This window comes from Enterobacter hormaechei ATCC 49162 (assembly GCF_001875655.1).
GTDB lineage: Bacteria > Pseudomonadota > Gammaproteobacteria > Enterobacterales > Enterobacteriaceae > Enterobacter > Enterobacter hormaechei.
The window spans coordinates 1,702,358-1,722,995 of sequence record NZ_MKEQ01000001.1; the positions used below are offsets into that span (position 1 = coordinate 1,702,358).

Below are 20,638 nucleotides of genomic sequence, written 5' to 3' on the forward strand. Positions count from 1 at the left end.
CGGTATAAGCGATTAAAAGACCTCTTCCCTGAGGCCAGCCACATCCCTGTATTCAGGCATTACTCGTATTTCATTACGAATGTTGCGTCCGCGTTGGCCTGGCCTGGCGCGGTGGTTGCCGCCGTGGCTTTATAGCGCGCGGTGAAGTTCAGGGTGTTAGTCCCTTCAATCAGACTCTGCGCCGCAGAGAAGGTGGCGCCATCCGGGGTCAGCGTGGTGGATTTGCTGTCGAGGATCTCAATGCCCACGCCCTTCGCGGAGTTGTCGTTGTTACCGGAGCTTACCGCCAGCAGCGTTTTGTCGGTGGCGTCGATCTGGCCGGTAAACGCGACAGCAGCGGTTTTCGCTACCGCAGGATCGCAGTCGTTCAGTTCGATGGTGAACGGAATATTGGAGGTGGTGTCACCCACTTTGGTGAATTTCGCGGTACGGTACTGGCCGAGATTAACCGTCTGCTCAGAAGAGTCAGTATTTACTGAACACGCGGCATTCACTAATTCACCTTTAAAATGCACCGTACCACCGTTTACAGATACAGGCGCTACCGGATCTTCTGCGTGAGCGGCACCCGCGACCAGGGCCAGAGTTGCAATAACAGTAGAAGCAATGTTGCTGAGTTTCATGTCTATTCCTTTAAAATGTAAATAACCCTTCCCGCGCATATTCGGGAATAAGAAATACGTTCAATTAAAAAATTGAAGGCTTATTTCGGAGAGGACAAAGTAGCTCAGGAATCTATTTTGTAATATGTCAAAACGCTGCCATTTTGCCAGGTCACATCCTAATCCCCTCTAAGAAATTGACCATACCCCCAGAAGGGGTTTTGCAGGCCAGCGATGAAATCTCGTAAAGGGTGACTGACAGCGGCGCTCGCTTCTGACAAAATACAGGCAATCCCCCCTTTCTAACGTTACAGACGGAATCTTCTCTCTGATGGCAGCAAAGATTATTGACGGTAAAACGATTGCGCAGCAGGTGCGCTCTGAGGTTGCGGAAAAAGTGAAGGCGCGTAAAGCCGCCGGATTTCGCGCCCCCGGGCTGGCCGTTGTGCTGGTTGGCAGCAACCCGGCTTCGCAAATTTATGTCGGCAGCAAACGCAAAGCGTGCGAAGAGGTGGGGTTCGTCTCCCGCTCTTACGATCTGCCGGAAACCACCAGCGAAGCAGAACTGCTGGAACTGATCGACACCCTGAATGCCGATAAAGAGATCGACGGCATCCTGGTTCAGCTGCCACTGCCTGCGGGCATTGACAACGTGAAGGTGCTGGAGCGCATCGCGCCGGACAAAGACGTTGACGGCTTCCACCCGTATAACGTGGGCCGCCTGTGCCAGCGCGCGCCGCGCCTGCGTCCATGCACCCCGCGCGGCATCGTGACGCTGCTGGAGCGTTATAACATCGATACCTACGGCCTCAACGCCGTGGTGATTGGCGCCTCCAACATCGTGGGCCGCCCGATGAGCATGGAGCTACTGCTGGCGGGCTGCACCACCACCGTCACCCACCGCTTCACCAAAAACCTGCGTCACCACGTCGAAAACGCCGATCTGCTGATCGTGGCGGTCGGCAAGCCGGGCTTTATTCCGGGCGAGTGGATCAAAGAGGGCGCGATTGTCGTGGACGTGGGGATTAACCGTCTGGAAAACGGCAAAGTGGTCGGCGACGTAGTGTATGAAGATGCCGCGGCGCGCGCGTCTTACATTACCCCGGTCCCGGGCGGCGTAGGCCCGATGACGGTAGCAACACTGATTCAAAATACCTTGCAGGCGTGCGAGGAGTATCACGACGTAGAGGACGCGTAATCATGGCAACTTTTTCTTTAGGTAAACACCCGCACGTTGAGCTGTGCGATCTGCTGAAGCTGGAAGGCTGGAGCGAAAGCGGCGCGCAGGCAAAAATCGTTATCGCGGACGGGCAGGTGAAAGTAGACGGCGCGGTGGAAACCCGCAAGCGCTGCAAAATTGTCGCGGGCCAGACCGTGAGTTATGCAGGGCAGAGCGTGACCGTGACGGCCTGAGGCCCCTCACCCTAACCCTCTCCCCAAAGGGGAGAGGGAACAGTCCGAACGCCGTTTGTAGGTCGGGTAAGGCGTAGCCGCCACCCGGCAATTTCTCTCACAATCCCCTCACATCCATCGCGGTTAATTATCGATCAACTTCAAATAATCACTATTTCATCTCTTGAAAGGTGAGATTTCAGTTGCGCGTTTTTCAGACTTTCCCCACGATAAGTAGAACGTTCTACTAAAACGTTCTACTTACAATAACAGCGCTAAAAAAAGCGCTACTCGGGGGAAATCAGCATGAGTCTGATATCAGGGTTTGTTAAATCGCTGTCTAAATTATCGATGATTGGTCGCGCCTTAATGCTGCCAATTTCACTGCTTCCCGCTGCGGGCCTGCTGCTGGCCTTCGGCGATAAGTTCCACCTGCCGCTGATGATGAACGCTGGCGGGGTTATTTTTGATAACCTGCCGATGCTGTTTGCCATCGGCTCTGCCGTGGGTCTGGCGTCGGAGTCCGGTATCGCGGCGCTTTCTGCGGCGGTGTCGGTGTTTGTCACCAACATCACCATCAGCACCGTGCTGAGCATTACGCCGGAAATGGCCTCTCAGGGCGGGAAATACGCCATGGTCGTCGGCATCCCGACGCTGCAAATGGGCGTCTTTGGCGGCCTGATCTGCGGTATTCTTGCGGCCTGGTGCTACAACCGTTTCCACACCATGCAGTTGCCGGAGTTCCTCGGCTTCTTCTCCGGTAAGCGTTTTGTGGCGATTGCGACGGCGTTCCTGTCGTTCCTCCTCGGCCTGCTGCTGCCGTACGTCTGGCAGCATATTCAGTCCGGGATCGACGCCCTTTCCGTGGTGGTGAACGGCGACAACCAGGCGGCCTCGACCTTTATCTTCGGCCTGGTGGAGCGCGCGCTGATCCCGCTCGGCCTGCACCACATCTGGTATCCGTCGTTCTGGTATTCTTTCGGGGATTACACCACCCAGGCAGGCCAGGTGATCCACGGCGACCAGACCATCTGGTTCAAGATGCTGGAAGAAGGGGTGAAATCCTTTAGCAGCGACACCTACCAGAACGCCGGGAAGTTCATGCAGGGTGAGTTCCCGCTGATGCTGTTCGCGCTGCCCGCGGCATGTCTGGCGATGTACTACGAAGCGCATACCAAAAATAAGAAAATCGCGGCCGGTATTCTCTTCTCTGCGGCGCTAACCTGTTTCCTGACGGGGATCACCGAGCCGGTGGAGTTCACCTTTATCTTCGTGGCGCCGATTCTCTACGTTTTCAACGCCATCATGGCGGGCCTGGCGTACATGACCATGTACCTGCTGCATGCGCATATCGCCAAATCGTTCTCGGCGGGCTTTATCGACTACCTGTCGTTCGGCATCCTGCCGTCGTTTAATGGCTATCAGACCAACTTCCTGAGCGCCATTATCATCGGCATTCCGATGGCGTTGATCTATTACTTCACCTTCCGCTTCGTGATCCGCCGTTTCGACGTGAAAACGCCGGGCCGTACTGAAGTGACCGCCAGTGCGAATGACAAGTCCGATTCCGAACTTGCCACCGAAATCATCGGCCTGCTGGGCGGTGCGCAGAACATTGATTCCGTCGGCTCGTGCATCACCCGCCTGCGTCTGGAAGTGGCGAAGAGCGATGCGGTGGACCGCGACGGGCTGAACGGGCTTGGCGCGCGCGGCGTGGTGTTCGTGGGCGACAACGGGATACAGGTGATTTTCGGGGCCAGAGCACAGTTTATCGCCCAGACCATGTCCACGATGATTGGCAAATAATAAGATGCCTGAAAGAGGCGTCTCCTGTAGGCTGGGGGACGCCTCTTATCTGGCTGATAATCGGTAAATTTCAGGGAGCGGTTTTGAAGAAAGTCAGCATTATTGATGTTGCAAAGCATGCGGGCGTGTCGGTCTCTACCGTCTCGCTGGTGCTGCGCCAAAAAGGGAAGATCTCAGAGGCGACGATCGGGAAGGTCAATGCCGCCATCACCACGCTGGGCTATATTCATAACGTCGCCGCTGCCAACCTTCGCGCCAACACCTCCAACTTAATCGGCCTGATCCTGCGCGACTTCAGCGACAGCTTTTCCATTAAAGTGATGGCGAGCATCGTTCAGGAGCTGGAGAAGCAGGGTTATATGGTTTTTCTCGGCCAGCCGCTGAACGACGGCGAACATCTTGAACGGACCCTGCTCTCGTTTAAGCAGCAGGGCGTGGCGGGCGTCATCTACCTGGCGTCGGACACCCGCGCCGCCTCTCTCCCGGAACACATTCGTCACTGCCCGCTGCCGCTTGTGGCGGTTTCGCAGTCGTTGCTGGAAGAGAAATGCAATCTGGTGATGCGCGATAACCGCCAGGCGGCGAACCTGGCCGCGCGGTATCTTATTGAGCGCGGGCACCGCAACATTGCCTACATTGGCGGGCGCGACGGGTGCCGTATCCGCGAGCAGCGCCTGCTTGGTTTTCGCAGCGCGATGACGCAAAACGGGCTGGTCTGGCGTGAGGAATATTCTCCCGCCTGCACCGATGACACGCAGGCGGCGGCCATGGCGACTCGCCAGCTGCTGGAGAAGAACAATACAATTACCGCCCTGCTCTGCCATTCACCAGATGCAATGCTCGGTTCGATCTCGGGCATTCACCAGGTGGGGCGCACGGTGGGTAAAGACGTGTTTTTAACCCAGCAGGTGGCGCTGATTGGTTTTGAAGATATGCTTCACGTTAACCTCACATCGCCGTCGCTGACTTACGTGTCGTCTGCCAGTGAAGAGACAGGCCGCCAGGCGGCAGGGCTGATGATCCGCAGGCTGAAAGAGCCGGATCTGCAAACGCAGCGCATTACCCTCTCCGGGCAGCTTATTGCGCGGGAATCGGCGTAAAATCAGAATTTAGCACAGGTTTGCTGCGGCGGATCTGCTGCTATATTCCCATGATTTGCCATGGATAAATGCAATGCCTACCGTCATCACTCACGCTGCCGTTCCTCTGTGTCTGGGCTTAGGGCTCGGAACCAAAGTCATCCCACCCCGCCTGCTGTTTGCCGGGATCGTCCTCGCCATGCTGCCGGACGTCGACGTACTGGCGTTTAAATTCGGTGTCGCTTACGGCAACATTTTCGGCCATCGCGGTTTTACGCATTCGCTGCTGTTTGCCTTTATTTTGCCGATACTTTGCGTGCTGGCAGGCCGACGATGGTTCCGGGCCAGCCTGACGCGCTGCTGGCTGTTTTTAACCGTGTCGCTGCTGTCGCACAGCCTGCTGGATTCGATCACCACGGGCGGGAAAGGCGTCGGCTGGCTGTGGCCCTGGTCGGATGAACGTTTCTTTGCACCGTGGCAGGTGATCAAGGTCGCGCCGTTTGCACTGTCGCGCTATACCACCCCGTACGGGCATCAGGTAATCATTTCAGAACTGCTGTGGGTGTGGCTGCCGGGGATGGTGCTGATGGGGGTGCTGTGGTGGAAGAAGAGAAGGTAAAAAAAAGCCGGGTGGCGGCTGCGCCTTACCCGGCCTACTTTCACCTGTAGGCCCGGTAAGCGTTAGCGCCACCGGGCGTTACGGACTTACTTACGACGCCAGGTGGTCCCCTGCGGGCCATCTTCCAGAATAATGCCCATCTCGGTCAGACGGTTACGCGCCGCATCCGCCGCCGCCCAGTCTTTCGCCTGACGCGCTTCCAGACGCGCTTTAATCAGTGCTTCAATTTCCGCCACTTCACCGTCGTCCGCCTGCGCACCGCTTTGCAGGAACACGTCCGGCTCCTGCTCCAGCAGGCCGAGCACGGAGGAGAGCTTACGCAGATGAGACGCCAGCGCATTCGCCGCCGCCATGTCTTCTGACTTCAGGCGGTTCACCTCACGCGCCATGTCGAACAGCACGGAGTAGGCTTCCGGGGTGTTGAAGTCGTCGTTCATGACCTCAACAAAACGGGCTTCGAACGCCTCGCCGCCTGCGGCCGGAACAGACCTGTCGGTGCCGCGCAGTGCGGTATACAGACGCTCCAGCGCAGCGCGCGCCTGCTTCAGGTTCTCTTCGCTGTAGTTCAGCTGGCTGCGATAGTGACCAGACATCAGGAAGTAGCGCACGGTTTCCGCGTCGTAATACTTCAGCACATCGCGGACGGTGAAGAAGTTGCCCAGCGATTTCGACATCTTTTCGCGGTCCACCATCACCATCCCGGAGTGCATCCAGTAATTCACGTACTCGCCGCCGTGGGCGCAGGTAGACTGTGCGATTTCGTTTTCGTGATGCGGGAACATCAGATCCGACCCGCCGCCGTGAATGTCGAAATGGTTGCCCAGCTGTTTGCAGTTCATCGCGGAACATTCAATGTGCCAGCCCGGACGCCCTTCGCCCCACGGGGATGGCCAGCTTGGTTCGCCCGCTTTGGACATCTTCCACAGCACGAAGTCCATCGGGTTACGCTTCACGTCCACCACGTCCACGCGCGCACCGGCCTGGAGCTGATCCAGATCCTGGCGGGAAAGCGCACCGTAGGTGGGGTCCGTCGGCACCGAGAACATCACGTCGCCGTTGTCCGCCACATAGGCGTGACCGCGTTCGATCAGCTTTTCGGTGATCTCGATGATTTCATGAATGTGATGAGTCGCGCGCGGCTCGCTGTCCGGGCGCAGAATATTCAGGGCATCAAAATCTTTGTGCATTTCCGCGATCATGCGATCCACCAGCGCGACAAAGCTTTCGCCATTTTCATTAGCACGTTTAATGATTTTGTCGTCAATGTCGGTAATGTTGCGCACGTACTTCAGGTTATAACCCAGGAAGCGCAGGTAGCGTGACACCACGTCGAACGCGACAAAGGTACGGCCATGGCCGATATGACAGAGATCGTAAACCGTAATACCACACACGTACATGCCGACTTCCCCGGCATGGATAGGTTTAAATTCCTCTTTTTGGCGCGTCATTGTATTAAAGATTTTTAACATCGAAGATTCCATGTAAACACGTGTGTGGATTGTTTGTTCCTTATAATACCCATAATTCGGAGTATGGTCAGCACACAATGCAAGGTGATCGTGTCCTGTGGTTATGCTATAACAAGCCCCTATATGTGACCCGAGCACGGGTCGACGCACCACAATAACGGAACAGGATGCAAAAATGGTTACTTTCCACACTAATCATGGCGATATCGTAATCAAAACCTTTGATGACAAAGCGCCTGAAACAGTTAAAAACTTCCTGGACTACTGCCGCGAAGGTTTCTACAACAACACTATTTTCCACCGTGTGATCAACGGCTTTATGATCCAGGGCGGCGGTTTCGAGCCTGGCATGCGCCAGAAAGAGACGAAAGAAGCGATCAAAAACGAAGCGAACAACGGCCTGAAAAACACCCGTGGTACGCTGGCAATGGCCCGTACTCAGGCGCCACACTCTGCAACCGCACAGTTCTTCATCAACGTAGCGGACAACGACTTCCTGAACTTCTCTGGCGAAAGCCTGCAAGGCTGGGGCTACTGCGTATTCGCAGAAGTGGTTGAAGGAATGGACGTGGTCGACAAGATCAAAGCCGTTTCTACTGGCCGCAGCGGTATGCACCAGGACGTTCCTAAAGAAGACGTTGTGATCACAAGCGTGACCGTCAGCGAGTAATTGGTGGCGACACTCTTTATTGCGGATCTGCATCTGCAAACAGAAGAACCGGCGATCACCGCCGGTTTTCTGCGTTTTTTACGCGGTGAAGCGAAAAGCGCCGATGCGCTGTACATTCTGGGCGACCTGTTTGAGGCCTGGATTGGCGACGACGACCCGAACCCGCTGCACCGTGACATGGCTGCGGCCATTAAAGCGCTGGTGGATTCCGGCGTCCCCTGCTATTTCATTCACGGCAACCGTGATTTCCTGATTGGCCAGCGCTACGCCCGGGAGAGCGGCATGACGCTACTGCCGGAAGAGCAGGTGCTCGACCTCTATGGCCGCAATATTCTGATCATGCACGGCGACACGCTCTGCACCGACGATACCGGCTACCTGGCGTTTCGCGCCAAAGTCCACACCCCGTGGATCCAGAAAATGTTCCTCGCCCTGCCGCTGTTCATCCGCAACCGCATCGCCGCCAGAATGCGCGCGGGCAGCAAAGCCGCCAACAGCAGCAAATCGATGACCATTATGGACGTCAACCCGCAGGCGGTGGTAAACGTAATGGAAAAGCATCGCGTTCAGTGGCTGATCCACGGCCATACCCATCGTCCCGATGTGCATTCCCTTATCGCCAACGGTGAACCGGCCCATCGCGTCGTTTTAGGCGCCTGGCACAGGGAAGGATCGATGGTGAAAGTCACGCCGGAAGGTGTGGAACTGATCGCCTTCCCGTTTTAACCTCTCCCCGTTTTTTCGCCCATTTCTCGACCACGCAACCGTTTTCCTTGCCGGTATTACATGCTATTCTCTGTGCCCTCGAAAGCAGTGTGTTCCGCACCACAGGAGTTTTAAGACGCATGTCTTCCCGCAATAATCCGGCGCGTGTCGCCATCGTGATGGGGTCCAAAAGCGACTGGGCTACCATGCAGTTCGCCGCCGAAATCTTTGAAATCCTGAATGTTCCGCACCACGTTGAAGTGGTTTCCGCGCACCGTACGCCGGATAAACTGTTCAGCTTCGCCGAAAGCGCCGAAGAGAACGGTTACGAGGTGATCATTGCTGGTGCGGGCGGCGCAGCACATCTGCCGGGCATGATTGCCGCCAAAACGCTGGTGCCGGTACTGGGCGTACCGGTACAAAGCGCCGCGTTAAGCGGGGTGGACAGCCTTTACTCTATCGTCCAGATGCCGCGCGGTATTCCTGTCGGTACGCTGGCGATTGGTAAAGCAGGTGCTGCAAATGCCGCCCTGCTGGCCGCGCAGATCCTGGCGACGCATGATAAAGACTTACATCAGCGTCTGGCTGAGTGGCGTAAAGCCCAGACCGACGAGGTGCTGGATAACCCGGATCCGCGGGGTGCAGCATGAAGCAGGTTTGCGTTCTCGGTAATGGTCAGCTTGGCCGCATGCTGCGTCAGGCCGGTGAGCCGCTGGGTATTGCCGTCTGGCCCGTCGGGCTGGATGCCGAGCCGGAAGCGGTGCCGTTCCATCAGAGCGTGATCACCGCCGAAATTGAACGCTGGCCGGAAACCGCCCTGACCCGCGAGCTGGCGCGCCATAACGCCTTTGTGAACCGCGACGTATTCCCGATCATCGCCGACCGTCTCACGCAAAAACAGCTTTTCGACAAGCTCGGCCTTGCGACCGCGCCGTGGCAGCTGTTGTCTGACAAAAGCGAGTGGAATGACGTGTTCGCGATGCTGGGCGAGCTGGCGATTGTGAAGCGTCGCGTGGGTGGCTACGACGGTCGCGGGCAGTGGCGCCTGCGCGCGCACGACACCGCCGAACTGCCGGACAACTGCTACGGCGAGTGCATCGTCGAGCAGGGCATTAACTTCAGCGGGGAAGTGTCGCTGGTGGGCGCACGCGGGCACGATGGCCGCACGGTGTTCTACCCCCTGACGCATAACCTGCATCAGGACGGCATTCTGCGCACCAGCGTCGTCTTCCCGCAGGCCAATGCCGACCAGCAGGCGCAGGCGGAAGAGATGCTCTCCGCCATCATGCACGAGCTGGGCTATGTGGGCGTGATGGCAATGGAGTGTTTCGTCACGCCATCGGGTCTGCTGATTAACGAACTTGCGCCGCGCGTGCACAACAGCGGCCACTGGACGCAAAACGGTGCCTCCATCAGCCAGTTCGAGCTGCATCTGCGCGCCATTACTGACCTGCCGCTGCCGCAGCCGGTGGTGACCAGCCCGTCGGTGATGATCAACCTGATCGGCACCGATCTGAACTACAACTGGCTGAAGCTGCCGCTGGTGCACCTGCACTGGTACGACAAAGAGGTCCGCCCGGGTCGTAAAGTGGGCCACCTTAACCTGAACGATACCGACACGGATCGCCTGAGCGCCACGCTGGAAGCAATTGTTCCCCTGCTGCCGCCAGACTATGCAAGCGGCATTGTCTGGGCGCAGTCAAAACTGAAGTAAGTATCCCCCGCCGGGGAGTTGACCTTCCCCTTCCCCGGCGTACAATCCCCGCCCATTGCTGCTCAGTTTTCTTCTGGAATCACCATGAACGATGGAACGGACTATCGCGCGATCCTCGCGTCCGATACCCCAATAATCGACGTTCGCGCGCCGATCGAATTTGCCCAGGGTGCGATGCCCGCCGCACTCAACCTGCCCTTGATGAACGACGACGAGCGTGCCGCCGTCGGCACCTGCTATAAACGCGAGGGACCCGAAGCCGCACTGACGCTCGGCCATCGCCTGGTCAACGGCGAGACGCGAGAGGCACGCATCAACGCCTGGCGCGAGGCCAGCCTTGCCCATCCTGAGGGCTATCTCTGCTGCGCGCGCGGCGGTCAGCGCTCCCACATCTCTCAGGCCTGGCTGAAAGAGACGGGTGTCGATTACCCGCTGATCCGCGGCGGCTATAAGGCCCTGCGCCAGACGGCGATTCAGGTGACCGTTGAGCAGTCACAGAAACCGATGGTGCTTATCGGCGGCTGTACCGGCAACGGTAAAACGCTGCTGGTGAAGCAGCACGTACAGGGCATTGATCTGGAAGGGCTGGCGCACCATCGCGGCTCGTCGTTTGGCCGCACGCTCACCCCGCAGCTTTCTCAGGCGAGCTTCGAGAATCACCTTGCGGTTGAGCTATTGAAAAAAGATGCTGCGCGCTGGGTACTGGAAGATGAGGGCCGGATGATTGGCTCTAACCACCTGCCGGAGTGCCTGCGCGACCGCATGGCTGACGCCCCTATCGTGGTGGTCGAAGATCCGTTTGAGATCCGCCTGGAGCGCCTGCGCGAAGAGTATTTTGACCACATGTGGGCCGATTTTTCTGCTGCCTACGGCGAGGAAGCGGGCTGGAAAGCGTACAGCGAGTACCTGCATCACGGCCTGTTCGCCATTCGCCGTCGTCTTGGACTACAGCGTTTTGCGGAATTTACCGCCCTGCTGGACGCTGCACTTGCCGAACAGCAGCGAACGGGCTGCACTGACGCACACTTCAGCTGGCTTGCGCCGCTGCTGAAGGACTATTACGACCCGATGTACAGCTATCAGCTGGATAAAAAAGCGGAGAAGATTGTGTATCGCGGGACCTACGAAGAAATTGCCGAATGGCTTGAACGCTAAAAAAAGCCGGGTGGCGGCTACGCCTTACCCGGCCTACGCGTGCTTTTGTAGCCCCGGTAAGCGCAGCGCCACCGGGGAACAAACCACTTAGAAGTCGTAACGCAGACGCACCAGGTTCATGTCGCCCAGGTTGTCGGTGCTGGAAGTGAACACGTGTTCGTAATCCACGCGGAAACCGTAATCCAGCTGGAAGCTGATACCCACGCCGTTGTCGATACGCTGGTAGTTACGACCATTCACGTACTCAATGCGGTCACCCATGAAGTACGGCTGGATGGATTTCACCGCATACTGACCCACCGGGAACTTGTACCCGGCAAAGTATTCAATACCCCATGCATCACCGGCGAAGTAGTCGTTAACAGACACTTTTTTGGTGGTCATGAAGTTCTGATACCAGCCGCCGCCCGCGGAGAAGGTCCAGTTATCCGGCGTCCAGCTCAGCGCAGTACCGAGGATGTTCTGGTCGTAAGATTTGCTGTCGCCGTTGTCCGGGTTACGCATGTCCGCGCGAGTGTAGTTCCACGCGGCGCCCCAGGTCAGGTCGGTGGTCAGATGGTAATCAATACCCAGCGAGCCGCCGCCTTTACGCTTGTAACGCAGGCCGTTGCCCGGCAGGTATTCGCTGTCTTCAAACAGGTAAGAGGCGTAGATGTCGGCATCGCCCACGGTTTTCTTGTACTTCAGCATCTGGCGTGAACGGTATGAACCGTCGTAGTCGCCGTTGATCCCGTTACCCGGCGCCTGACCAATCATGTCGTAGTCCCAGATATCGGTTTTTGCGCCCACCACGTCATAGTACACGCTGTTCTGTTGACCGAAGGTCAGCGTACCCCAGGTGTCGCTCTTCAGGCCGGTGTAGAGCATACGACGTGAGGTGTCGTGCGCGCCGTCGGCATAGTGGTTATCCCAGTTAAACTGCGCCGGAATGTTCACACCCAGCTCGTAGTAGGTGATCCAGCTGATGTCATCGAACAGGTAGTAGTCTGCCGCGAAACGGAAGCGGGTACCGCCGTCAAAGCCGTTACGCTTGTAGCCGTTTTTGCCGTCATCACCGGTCATGTTCTGGAACTGAGGACGGATGCTGCCGCCAACGGTGAAGTTCAGGCGGCTCAGCGGATTACCCGCCTGCGGATCTTGTTTCAGAAGGGTGATTTCCGCCTGCGAGGCGAAAGAAGCCAATGCCACTGCTGCGCCGATCGTTGTCGCCAGCGCTGTTTTTCTTATAGTCATTCTTTTTCCTTGATAGACACGCTGCTAAATATTTAGCTGGTGAATATTAACCGGAAAAATTCGGGCTGTGTGGGCGGGTTTTTAATGTTTTGTGCTACTAAATGCAGGGGCATTAACGATTTGTGCCGTTAAGCGACAACGCACCAGCAGAAATGCCGGTGCGTCATCATCACGTCAGTAAACTAGCTGACAAACTGGCGGAACAGCGCTTTACCTTTCAACAGCCGGGTTCCGAGCCAGCCGCCGCACAGGGACAGCAGCACGGCGCCGCAGACGGGCAGCGTTACCCACAGCCGCCAGTCAGGCTCCCACGGGAAGTCGAAGACGTTGTTCTGGAGTACCGCCAGCGCGGTTTCCGCCCCGATGGCCGCCACGAGGCCCGCTACCAGCCCGAGCAGGGCAAATTCGCTCCACAGCGTGGCGCGCAGCAGCCGTTTACTGGCCCCCAGCGTGCGGTAGACCACCAGCTCCTGATGACGCTGACGCATGCCCACCTGCACCTGCGCCAGCAGCAACAGCACGCCGCAGATTGTCACCAGCACCACCATCACCTCCAGCGCACGGCTCACCTGCTCCAGCACCTGCCCGACCTGTTTGAGGATCGCGCCGATATCCAGCAGGCTCACCGTCGGGAACTCCCGGTTAAGCTGGGTCAGCATGCCGTTGCCGTTTTCCCAGCGGAAGCTGGTGAGCCAGCTCTGGGGCTGTCCGTCCAGCGCGCCCGGCGGGAAGATGAAGAAGAAGTTTGGCCGCAGGCTTTCCCAGTCCACTTTACGCAGGCTGGTGACTTTGGCGGTGAAATCCTGGGTATCGCCGGTGAAGGTGACGCTGTCTCCCAGCTTCACGTTCAGGCGCGTCGCCAGCCCCTCTTCCATCGACACCTCCCCCGCTTTCGGCGGCCAGGTGCCGGCGGTAATCGGGTTATGGTCCGGCCGTTTCTCCTGCCAGGTCAGGTTCAGTTCGCGGTTAAGCGACTCATCTTTATTTCCCTCCGTCGACTGGCCGTTGATCTGCGTCAGACGCGCCCGCACGATCGGATAGAACGACTCGGGGATAATGTGATGCTCCGACAGGAAGCCCTTCAGCGGCGTCACCTGTTCGGGGGCAATGTTAATCAGGAAATAGTTCGGGCTTTCCGGCGGAAGCTGCTGCTGCCAGCGATCCAGCAGATCCCCGCGCAGCACCAGCAGAAGCGCCAGCAGCATAAACGACAGCGAAAATGCCGAGAGCTGGCTGAGGGTAGACCACGGCTGGTGCAGCAGACGGTTCACCGCCAGCCGCACCGGGAGTGATTTCACCGTCAGCTTTTTGAGCAGGCTGAGCAACAGCCAGCCCAGCGCGCCGCACAGCAGCGCCAGCACCACCGCGCCTGCCAGTACCGCCCAAAGAAGCGTACTGCCGCCCATCAGCCAGGCCAGCAGCGCGACCGCCACCGCAATAATCACCGGCAGGTAAACCTTCAACGGCCAGACGTTGGCCACCACATCGCGGCGCAGAACGCGCAACGGCTGGGTGGCGAGCAGCAGCCGGTACGGGCGTAACCCCACCAGCAGGGAGATCGTCGTCATCGCGCCAATGGCCCACAGCCACGGCCAGAGGCTTGCCGGGGGCAATGCAGCCGGAAGCACCGGTTTCAGCAGCACCATCAGCAGCTTTTCAAACAGCAGCCCTATCGCCCCGCCGGTAATAGCCGACAGCGCCAGCACCATCAGCCACTGGCCGACAATCAGCCTGCGCAGCTGCGCCCGGCCCGCGCCCAGGGTTTTGAGGATCGCCACCAGATCGTAGCGGCTGCGGCAGTAGTGCCCCATCGCCACGGCCACCGCCGCAATAGCCAGCAGCAGGGTTAACAGCGCAGAGAGCAGCAGGAACTGCTGAGAACGTTCGAGGGATTTGCCGAGTGCCCCCTCGTCCTGCTCCAGCCCGTACCAGCGGTGCTCCGGCTTGAGCTGCGGCAGAAGCCATTTTTCATACGCCTCCAGTTGGGCAGGCGTTCCGCCAAACTTATAGCGCCAGGTGACACGGCTGCCCGGCTGGACGGCACTGGTTTTCGCCACGTCGGCGGTGTTCATCAGCAGGCGTGGCGCAAGCTGGAACGGGTTAAAGCCGGAGTCAGGCTCCTGCACCACCTCCCCGGCGATTTTCAGCGTCGCATCGCCCACGTCAATACTCTCGCCGGGTTTCAGGTTCAGAAGCGCCATCAAGCGCGATGCCAGCAGTACCGTACCGGGCGTCGGTTTAAGCCCCGGCGGGCTGGTTTGTAAGTCACCGTACATCGGGTAGATGTCGTCCACGGCTTTCACGCTGGCGAGCTGCGGCGTATCGCCCGCGAAGGTCATGGTCTGGAAGGTGATCTGCTCCCCCACCTTCAGCCCCTCTTTGCGCGCTGCCTCAATCCAGCCCGGCGGCACCGGGCGAGAACTTTGCAGGGTTCGATCCCCCGCCATAAATTCCCGGCTCTGCTGGCTTAGCCCCTTTTCCATACGATCGCTGACGCTGCCGAGCGCCAGCACGCAGGCCACCGCCAGGCTCAACGCCAGCCAGACAATCAGCAGCGAAGGCGAGCGCCATTCGCGCCAGAACCAGCGGGCAATCATGCTTCCTCCTGAAGAACGCCGTTGACCAGCCGCAGGCGACGGTCGCAGCGGGCAGCCAGCTGGGGATCGTGGGTGACAAGAATCAGCGTCGTGCCGTGCTCGCGGTTGAGGGAAAACAGCAGATCGGCAATTTTGTCCCCGGTTTTACGGTCGAGATTGCCCGTTGGTTCATCGGCAAACAGCACTTCCGGCCGTCCGTTAAACGCCCGGGCCAGCGCCACGCGCTGCTGCTCACCGCCGGAGAGCTGTGCCGGAAGATGGTCGAGACGTTTCCCCAGCCCCAGCTGTTCCAGTAAGGCCTTCGCGTGATCGCGGCTTTCACGGGTATTTTCACCGCGCAGCAGGCCGGGCAGTTCAACGTTTTCCAGCGCGTTCAGCGTCGGGATCAGCATGAAGGACTGAAAGACAAACCCGATATGCCGGGCACGCAGCGCGGCGCGGGCCTCTTCATCAAGCGCGTGGAGAGGCTGGCCGACCAGGTTCACTTCACCACTGCTGCCATCGTCCAGACCGGCGAGAATAGCCAGCAGCGTGGACTTACCGGAACCGGATTCGCCAATCAGGGCGATGGTTTCGGCACGTTTGACAACGAGTTCAACTCCGGTGAGGATGGAAAGCTCGTGTTCTCCCTGACCGACGGACTTCTTAAGACGATGAACTTCAACAATGTTTTCCGCTGGCATTTGCCCTTCCTGTTTTTGATGCTGATGACCTTCCGCGCGGCGGCTGCGGACACGTTATTGATTCTGGGTGACAGCCTGAGCGCGGGCTATCGTATGGCCGCCAGTGCGGCCTGGCCCGCCCTGCTCAATGATAAATGGCAGTCCCGGACGACTGTCGTTAACGGCAGTATCAGCGGCGATACGTCGCAGCAAGGCCTGTCGCGCCTGCCTGCCCTGCTCAAGCAGCATCAACCGCGTTGGGTGCTGGTCGAACTCGGCGGCAATGATGGTTTGCGCGGCTTCCAGCCTCAGCAAACAGAGCAAACGCTGCGGACCATTTTGCAGACCATTAAGGCCGCCAACGCCCAGCCGCTGCTGATGCAAATTCGCCTGCCCGCTAACTACGGCCGTCGGTATAATGAGGCGTTTAGCGCGATCTATCCTAAGCTTGCCAAAGAGTTTGATATTCCGCTGCTGCCATTTTTCATGGAAGAGGTCTATCTGAAACCCCAGTGGATGCAGGATGATGGCATTCACCCCAATCGCGATGCCCAGCCGTTCATTGCCGACTGGATGGCAACCCGGCTGGCTCCTTTAGTAAAACATGACTCGTCAAACAGCTGAGAACCTGACAGGTAAAGTTATGCAAAAATCGGTCTTAATAACAGGATGTTCCAGCGGAATTGGCCTTGAAAGCGCCCTTGAACTGAAGCGTCAGGGGTTTTGGGTGCTGGCAGCCTGCCGCAAACCCGAGGATGTTGAACGCATGAGAGGGCTGGGATTTACCGGCATACTGCTGGATCTCGATTCGCCAGAGAGCGTGGAGCAGGCCGCCGATGAGGTCATCGCCCTGACCAACAACCGTCTTTACGGTCTGTTCAACAACGCGGGCTACGGCGTGTACGGCCCGCTACAGACCCTCTCACGGGAACAGCTGGAGCAGCAGTTCTCCGCAAACTTTTTCGGTGCGCATCAGCTTACCATGCGCCTTCTCCCGGCCATGCTGCCGCACGGCGAAGGGCGCATCGTGATGACCTCCTCGGTCATGGGCCTGATCTCCACGCCGGGCCGCGGGGCTTATGCTGCCAGTAAATATGCGCTTGAAGCCTGGTCCGATGCGTTGCGCATGGAGCTGCGCCACAGCGGTATTAAGGTCAGCCTGATTGAGCCGGGTCCCATTCGCACCCGCTTTACGGAAAACGTTAACCAGACGCAGGCGGACAAACCGGTCGAAAACCCCGGAATAGCGGCGCGTTTTACGCTTGGCCCAGAAGCCGTCGTTGCCAAAGTGCGCCACGCGTTTGAGAGCGATACACCTAAAATGCGCTATCCGGTTACGCTGGTAACCCATGCCGTCGGCTGGTTGAAACGCCTGCTGCCCGGGCGGATGATGGACAAAATTTTGCAGGGTTGAGTTGAAGCGACGACGCTTACCCCCATGTAAAGAGTAAACCGATAAAAGAGAATGCCGCATGTCCGTACAGAATATCGTCAACATAACTGAAGCTAACCTGCAACAGACGCTCGAACAGTCGATGACCAAACCGGTGCTGTTCTACTTCTGGTCTGAACGCAGCCAACACTGTCTGCAACTGACGCCGGTCCTGGAAAGCCTTGCCGCGCAGTACAACGGTCAGTTCATTCTGGCGAAACTGGATTGTGACGCCGAACCGATGGTCGCGTCCCAGTTTGGCCTGCGTGCGATCCCAACCGTCTACCTGTTCCAGAACGGTCAGCCGGTCGATGGCTTCCAGGGGCCGCAGCCGGAAGAGGCGATCCGCGCCCTGCTGGATAAAGTCCTGCCGCGCGAAGAAGAGCTGAAAGCGCAGGAAGCCATGGCGCTGATGCAGGAAGGCAAGTACGACGAGGCGCTGCCGCTGTTAAAAGACGCCTGGCAGTTGTCGAACCAGAACAGCCAGATTGGTCTGCTGCTGGCAGAGACCCAGATTGCCCTGCACCGCCCCGAAGACGCGGAAGCCGTGCTGAAAACGGTGCCGATGCAGGATCAGGACACCCGTTATCAGGGTCTGGTGGCGCAGATTGACCTGCTCAAACAGGCGGCGGATACCCCTGAAATTCAGCAGCTTCAGCAGCAGGTTGCGGACAACCCGGCGGATGCCGCGCTGGCAAGCCAGCTGGCGCTTCAGCTTCATCAGGTGGGGCGTAACGAAGAGGCACTGGAACTGCTGTTTAGCCATCTTCAGAAAGACCTGGGCGCCGCAGACGGTCAGGCGCGGAAGATGTTCCAGGAGATCCTCGCCGCACTCGGTACCGGTGATGCGCTGGCGTCGAAGTATCGTCGTCAGCTGTACGCGTTGCTCTACTAACCCAAAAATGCCCGGTGGCGCTAACGCTTACCGGGCCTGGAAAAGCCGATATTACCCTGTCTTTTTCAACTGCGTCACCACCAGCTGGTGGCGCGCGTTGTAAAACTTCCGATAGGTCAGGTAGCAGGCAATAATCGTCGACAGGCTCGCCGTAGAGAGCAGCATAAACGTCACCATAATCTGGTACTTAATGGCTTTTACCGGATCGATACCGGCAAAAATCAGCCCCGACATCATTCCCGGTAAACTGACCAGCCCCACCGTTTTGGCGGAATCCACCGTTGGGATCAGCGAAGAACGAATGCTATCGCGGATCAACCGCGCCGAGGCCACCTTAGGCGTCGCACCCAGGCTTAACTTCTCCTGAAGCTGCTGCTGTTCACTGCTGAAGCGTTGCCCCAGATTGTTGTAGCACAACCCAACCGCCACCATCGCATTGCCCGCAATCATCCCGGATATGGGGATCACCTGCATCGGCGTAAACTCAATCGAGCCGGAGAGCACTAGCACCGCCAGCGTTAACGCGGTTCCGGTGGCGATGGCGATAAACGATGAAATGAACGCTTTATCGATGTATTTACTGCGCTTCTGCGCATTCCACGCCGCGTTAAAGCAGATAAACAGCACCATCAACAGGGTCAGCACGGCATGGTTGACGTTGAAGATGTATTTCAGCACATAGCCGACGATGACGAGCTGAATGACCGCACGGGCGATACTCCACAAAATGTCTTTTTCCAGCCCCAGCTTTTCCCGGTAGCTGACCACAATCGCCACCAGTACCAGTACCATCGACAGCGCCAGCGATTCGTTGGTTATATTATGTTCACCCACGGTGAGCCTCCTGCATTTTCCCGCCCTGCGGCCTGAGCGTGATGACATCATCCGCATGGGTAATTTCGTTTGAATCATGCGTCACCCACAGCACGGCAATATTCTGCTCCCGGGCGTAGCGGTGGATAATGTCATTGACGTTGCGTTTGTTAGCGTCATCCAGCGCGCTGGTGATCTCGTCCAGCAACAGCGCCTTCGGCAGGAATTGCAGGTTACGGATCAGCGAGACGCGCTGCTTTTCCCCGCCTGAGAGGTCGGCGATCGATTTGGTCAGCGTTTCCGGCGAAAGCCCAAACCGGGCCAAATCGTCGGCAAACTTTTTCGGTTCAGGCGTTTGGTTGCGGATGTCCCAGGGGAACACCAGATTGTCGTACACCGTGTCACCAAACAGGGACGGCGTTTGCACGCAGTATGACACCTGCTGGCGATAGCTTTCCGGTGAAAGCGTGGCGATATCTTTCCCTTCAAACAGAATGGTTCCTTCCGTCGGGCTGAGTAACGAGGCCACGATTTTCAGGAGTGTGCTTTTGCCGCACCCGGAGGGGCCGGTAATCAGTTTAAATTCGCCCGGCGACAGACAAAAATCGACATGCTGAAGCAGGGTTGTGTCACCCACGCGAAAGCCAACATCCCTGATATCCAGAAGCTTTTTTTTATTATTCATTCCGATTCCGTTAAGCGCTGTAATAAGAACAGCCTTTAGCATAATCCTTTCCGGTATACAGCGCGAATAGCCTTAATCTATAGCAAGTGTTAAACTTTTTGTTCGCTAATTGTCACCTCTATAACTACAGGAAGTCAGCAACATGACACATATCTTTTATGAGTTCTCTTCCCTGAAGCCAGGTGTTCCTGATGTGGAAACATTAATGGAAGTCATCAATTCTTCAGAACTCACGCGTTTTGTCATGGGTGCTGAGGTGGTCGATTTTGTTAAGAAGGCGCTCATCGTTAACACCACGATCGGTAGCTTTAAAAACTGCTATTTTGCTTTCGATGACGGGGCTTACTTTCTTGAATTTGACGGCAAGGGTAAATCGAGACGCTTTACCGAGGTGCCGGACTGGTTCGTTTCTCCTGCGGAATTTGCCCGCTCGCAATGGCTGATTAACCATGACCTGGCCGATGTGAAGGCGACGACGTTTATTGACGTGCTGATGTCCTATCCGCTCAAAGAGCGCCGGGCGCACTGTAATCTGCTGTTTGGTCTGGATCTGCATAAGGTCAATGTGGTTCCGGCGCCAATAGCGCCTGCCGGAAAAATGGGCAATAAAAACGGGAAAACCACCAAGCCGCGCGTCACGGATCTCGGCTCATTTGAGCTATTTACCGCGTTCTTTGCGCGCATGAAAACCGCCGTCTATGCAAATGAATTCCCTACCCTACAGGTGCTGACCGGCCAGGAGGATCTGACAAAAGCGCCGCACAGCTTAAAGCAAGGGATCAGAACCTGGTTTAAAGCGATTACCGGCGATCTGCCGCCGAACAACAAACGTGTCGGGGCGGGCAATGCAGTGCTGTTTTGCGCCCCCATCCGCGAGCAGATCCAGCAGATAGAGGCCATCGGCCTGGAAAAATACTATCAGGGCTTATCGAAAGCCATCGCTGACGCCGGGGATGGGTTTATCACCGACTTCAGCTATACCTGGTCTGAAGCGTAACGCTTTGCGCCCCGCATCCCGAACGGGGCGTTTTATTTCTACAAGTCCGGTTCCCACCTCTTTACAGGGGCGAAAAGCCGTTCGTTAGCCGATATACTTACGTTCAACAA

The 20,638-nt window shown here is 57.5% G+C and carries 21 protein-coding genes; 14 read left to right on the forward strand and 7 right to left on the reverse strand.

Features of this window, described 5'->3' with window-relative positions:
• Positions 1 to 59: 59 nt before the first annotated feature.
• Complete coding sequence (gene fimA / locus BH712_RS08655) at positions 60 to 623, reverse strand: type 1 fimbrial major subunit FimA (protein ID WP_032673619.1); 564 nt, start codon at positions 621 to 623, stop codon at positions 60 to 62.
• 310 nt (positions 624 to 933) lie between these two features.
• Here fimA and folD point away from each other — a divergent pair, with 310 nt between their 5' ends.
• From folD to BH712_RS08680, 5 genes are all read left to right on the forward strand, one after another.
• Positions 934 to 1,800: a bifunctional methylenetetrahydrofolate dehydrogenase/methenyltetrahydrofolate cyclohydrolase FolD gene (gene folD / locus BH712_RS08660; RefSeq protein ID WP_006809817.1), complete on the forward strand. Its 867-nt coding sequence runs from the start codon at positions 934 to 936 to the stop codon at positions 1,798 to 1,800.
• Between the two features lie 2 nt (positions 1,801 to 1,802).
• Positions 1,803 to 2,015: a ribosome-associated protein YbcJ gene (ybcJ, locus tag BH712_RS08665; RefSeq protein WP_006809818.1), complete on the forward strand. Its 213-nt coding sequence runs from the start codon at positions 1,803 to 1,805 to the stop codon at positions 2,013 to 2,015.
• A gap of 285 nt (positions 2,016 to 2,300) precedes the next feature.
• Positions 2,301 to 3,800: a PTS transporter subunit EIIC gene (locus tag BH712_RS08670; RefSeq protein WP_006809819.1), complete on the forward strand. Its 1,500-nt coding sequence runs from the start codon at positions 2,301 to 2,303 to the stop codon at positions 3,798 to 3,800.
• Positions 3,801 to 3,883: 83 nt separating this feature from the next.
• Entirely contained in the window at positions 3,884 to 4,900 is a 1,017-nt protein-coding gene (malI, locus tag BH712_RS08675) for a Mal regulon transcriptional regulator MalI (protein ID WP_006809820.1), read from the forward strand.
• A gap of 73 nt (positions 4,901 to 4,973) precedes the next feature.
• On the forward strand, positions 4,974 to 5,498 hold the full coding sequence (locus BH712_RS08680; protein ID WP_006809821.1) for a metal-dependent hydrolase: 525 nt from the start codon (positions 4,974 to 4,976) through the stop codon (positions 5,496 to 5,498).
• An 86-nt stretch (positions 5,499 to 5,584) separates the two neighbouring features.
• On the opposite strand, the gene cysS is transcribed toward BH712_RS08680, so the two are convergent.
• Positions 5,585 to 6,970 carry a cysteine--tRNA ligase gene (gene cysS / locus BH712_RS08685; RefSeq protein ID WP_006809822.1) on the reverse strand — a complete coding sequence of 462 codons (1,386 nt, stop codon included), beginning with the start codon at positions 6,968 to 6,970 and terminating at the stop codon, positions 5,585 to 5,587.
• 175 nt (positions 6,971 to 7,145) lie between these two features.
• Between cysS and ppiB the strand changes: the two genes are divergently transcribed.
• The 5 genes from ppiB to mnmH all read left to right on the forward strand — a co-directional run bounded on the left by ppiB (position 7,146) and on the right by mnmH (position 11,214).
• Positions 7,146 to 7,640 (forward strand): peptidylprolyl isomerase B, encoded by a 495-nt coding sequence (gene ppiB / locus BH712_RS08690; protein WP_000256009.1) that lies wholly within the window; start codon positions 7,146 to 7,148, stop codon positions 7,638 to 7,640.
• Between the two features lie 3 nt (positions 7,641 to 7,643).
• Entirely contained in the window at positions 7,644 to 8,366 is a 723-nt protein-coding gene (gene lpxH / locus BH712_RS08695; RefSeq protein WP_032673772.1) for a UDP-2,3-diacylglucosamine diphosphatase, read from the forward strand.
• Positions 8,367 to 8,485: 119 nt separating this feature from the next.
• The gene (gene purE, locus BH712_RS08700) at positions 8,486 to 8,995 is read left to right on the forward strand and encodes a 5-(carboxyamino)imidazole ribonucleotide mutase (RefSeq protein ID WP_006809824.1); all 510 of its coding nucleotides are present in this window, start codon (positions 8,486 to 8,488) and stop codon (positions 8,993 to 8,995) included.
• Positions 8,992 to 10,059, forward strand: coding sequence for a 5-(carboxyamino)imidazole ribonucleotide synthase (purK, locus tag BH712_RS08705; RefSeq protein WP_006809825.1), 1,068 nt, complete (start codon positions 8,992 to 8,994; stop codon positions 10,057 to 10,059). Before purE ends, purK begins: the two co-directional genes overlap by 4 nt.
• Positions 10,060 to 10,143: 84 nt before the next feature.
• On the forward strand, positions 10,144 to 11,214 hold the full coding sequence (mnmH, locus tag BH712_RS08710) for a tRNA 2-selenouridine(34) synthase MnmH (RefSeq protein ID WP_006809826.1): 1,071 nt from the start codon (positions 10,144 to 10,146) through the stop codon (positions 11,212 to 11,214).
• Positions 11,215 to 11,301: 87 nt separating this feature from the next.
• On the opposite strand, the gene BH712_RS08715 is transcribed toward mnmH, so the two are convergent.
• The 3 genes from BH712_RS08715 to ybbA all read right to left on the reverse strand — a co-directional run bounded on the left by BH712_RS08715 (position 11,302) and on the right by ybbA (position 15,727).
• A complete protein-coding gene (locus BH712_RS08715) occupies positions 11,302 to 12,447 on the reverse strand; it encodes a porin (protein WP_000155505.1) in 1,146 nt (381 codons plus the stop codon).
• A 182-nt stretch (positions 12,448 to 12,629) separates the two neighbouring features.
• Entirely contained in the window at positions 12,630 to 15,044 is a 2,415-nt protein-coding gene (ybbP, locus tag BH712_RS08720) for a putative ABC transporter permease subunit YbbP (protein WP_006809827.1), read from the reverse strand.
• Positions 15,041 to 15,727 (reverse strand): putative ABC transporter ATP-binding protein YbbA, encoded by a 687-nt coding sequence (gene ybbA / locus BH712_RS08725; RefSeq protein ID WP_006809828.1) that lies wholly within the window; start codon positions 15,725 to 15,727, stop codon positions 15,041 to 15,043. Before ybbA ends, ybbP begins: the two co-directional genes overlap by 4 nt.
• Here ybbA and tesA point away from each other — a divergent pair.
• From tesA to BH712_RS08740, 3 genes are read left to right on the forward strand one after another with little or no spacing between them, the layout of a single operon-like run.
• The gene (gene tesA / locus BH712_RS08730) at positions 15,698 to 16,330 is read left to right on the forward strand and encodes a multifunctional acyl-CoA thioesterase I/protease I/lysophospholipase L1 (RefSeq protein WP_032673774.1); all 633 of its coding nucleotides are present in this window, start codon (positions 15,698 to 15,700) and stop codon (positions 16,328 to 16,330) included. The genes ybbA and tesA overlap by 30 nt on opposite strands.
• Positions 16,311 to 17,120, forward strand: coding sequence for an SDR family oxidoreductase (locus BH712_RS08735; RefSeq protein WP_006809829.1), 810 nt, complete (start codon positions 16,311 to 16,313; stop codon positions 17,118 to 17,120). The genes tesA and BH712_RS08735 overlap by 20 nt, the downstream gene beginning before the upstream one ends.
• 58 nt (positions 17,121 to 17,178) lie before the next feature.
• Positions 17,179 to 18,033, forward strand: coding sequence for a co-chaperone YbbN (locus BH712_RS08740; RefSeq protein ID WP_006809830.1), 855 nt, complete (start codon positions 17,179 to 17,181; stop codon positions 18,031 to 18,033).
• Positions 18,034 to 18,084: 51 nt separating this feature from the next.
• On the opposite strand, the gene fetB is transcribed toward BH712_RS08740, so the two are convergent.
• Positions 18,085 to 18,867 carry an iron efflux ABC transporter permease subunit FetB gene (fetB, locus tag BH712_RS08745; RefSeq protein WP_006809831.1) on the reverse strand — a complete coding sequence of 261 codons (783 nt, stop codon included), beginning with the start codon at positions 18,865 to 18,867 and terminating at the stop codon, positions 18,085 to 18,087.
• Positions 18,860 to 19,531 (reverse strand): iron efflux ABC transporter ATP-binding subunit FetA, encoded by a 672-nt coding sequence (gene fetA / locus BH712_RS08750; protein ID WP_032673621.1) that lies wholly within the window; start codon positions 19,529 to 19,531, stop codon positions 18,860 to 18,862. Before fetA ends, fetB begins: the two co-directional genes overlap by 8 nt.
• Before the next feature lie 142 nt (positions 19,532 to 19,673).
• On the opposite strand from fetA, the gene BH712_RS08755 reads away from it, so the two are divergent.
• Positions 19,674 to 20,528, forward strand: a complete 855-nt coding sequence (locus BH712_RS08755) for a hypothetical protein (RefSeq protein ID WP_006809833.1) — start codon at positions 19,674 to 19,676, stop codon at positions 20,526 to 20,528.
• Positions 20,529 to 20,638: the final 110 nt, after the last annotated feature.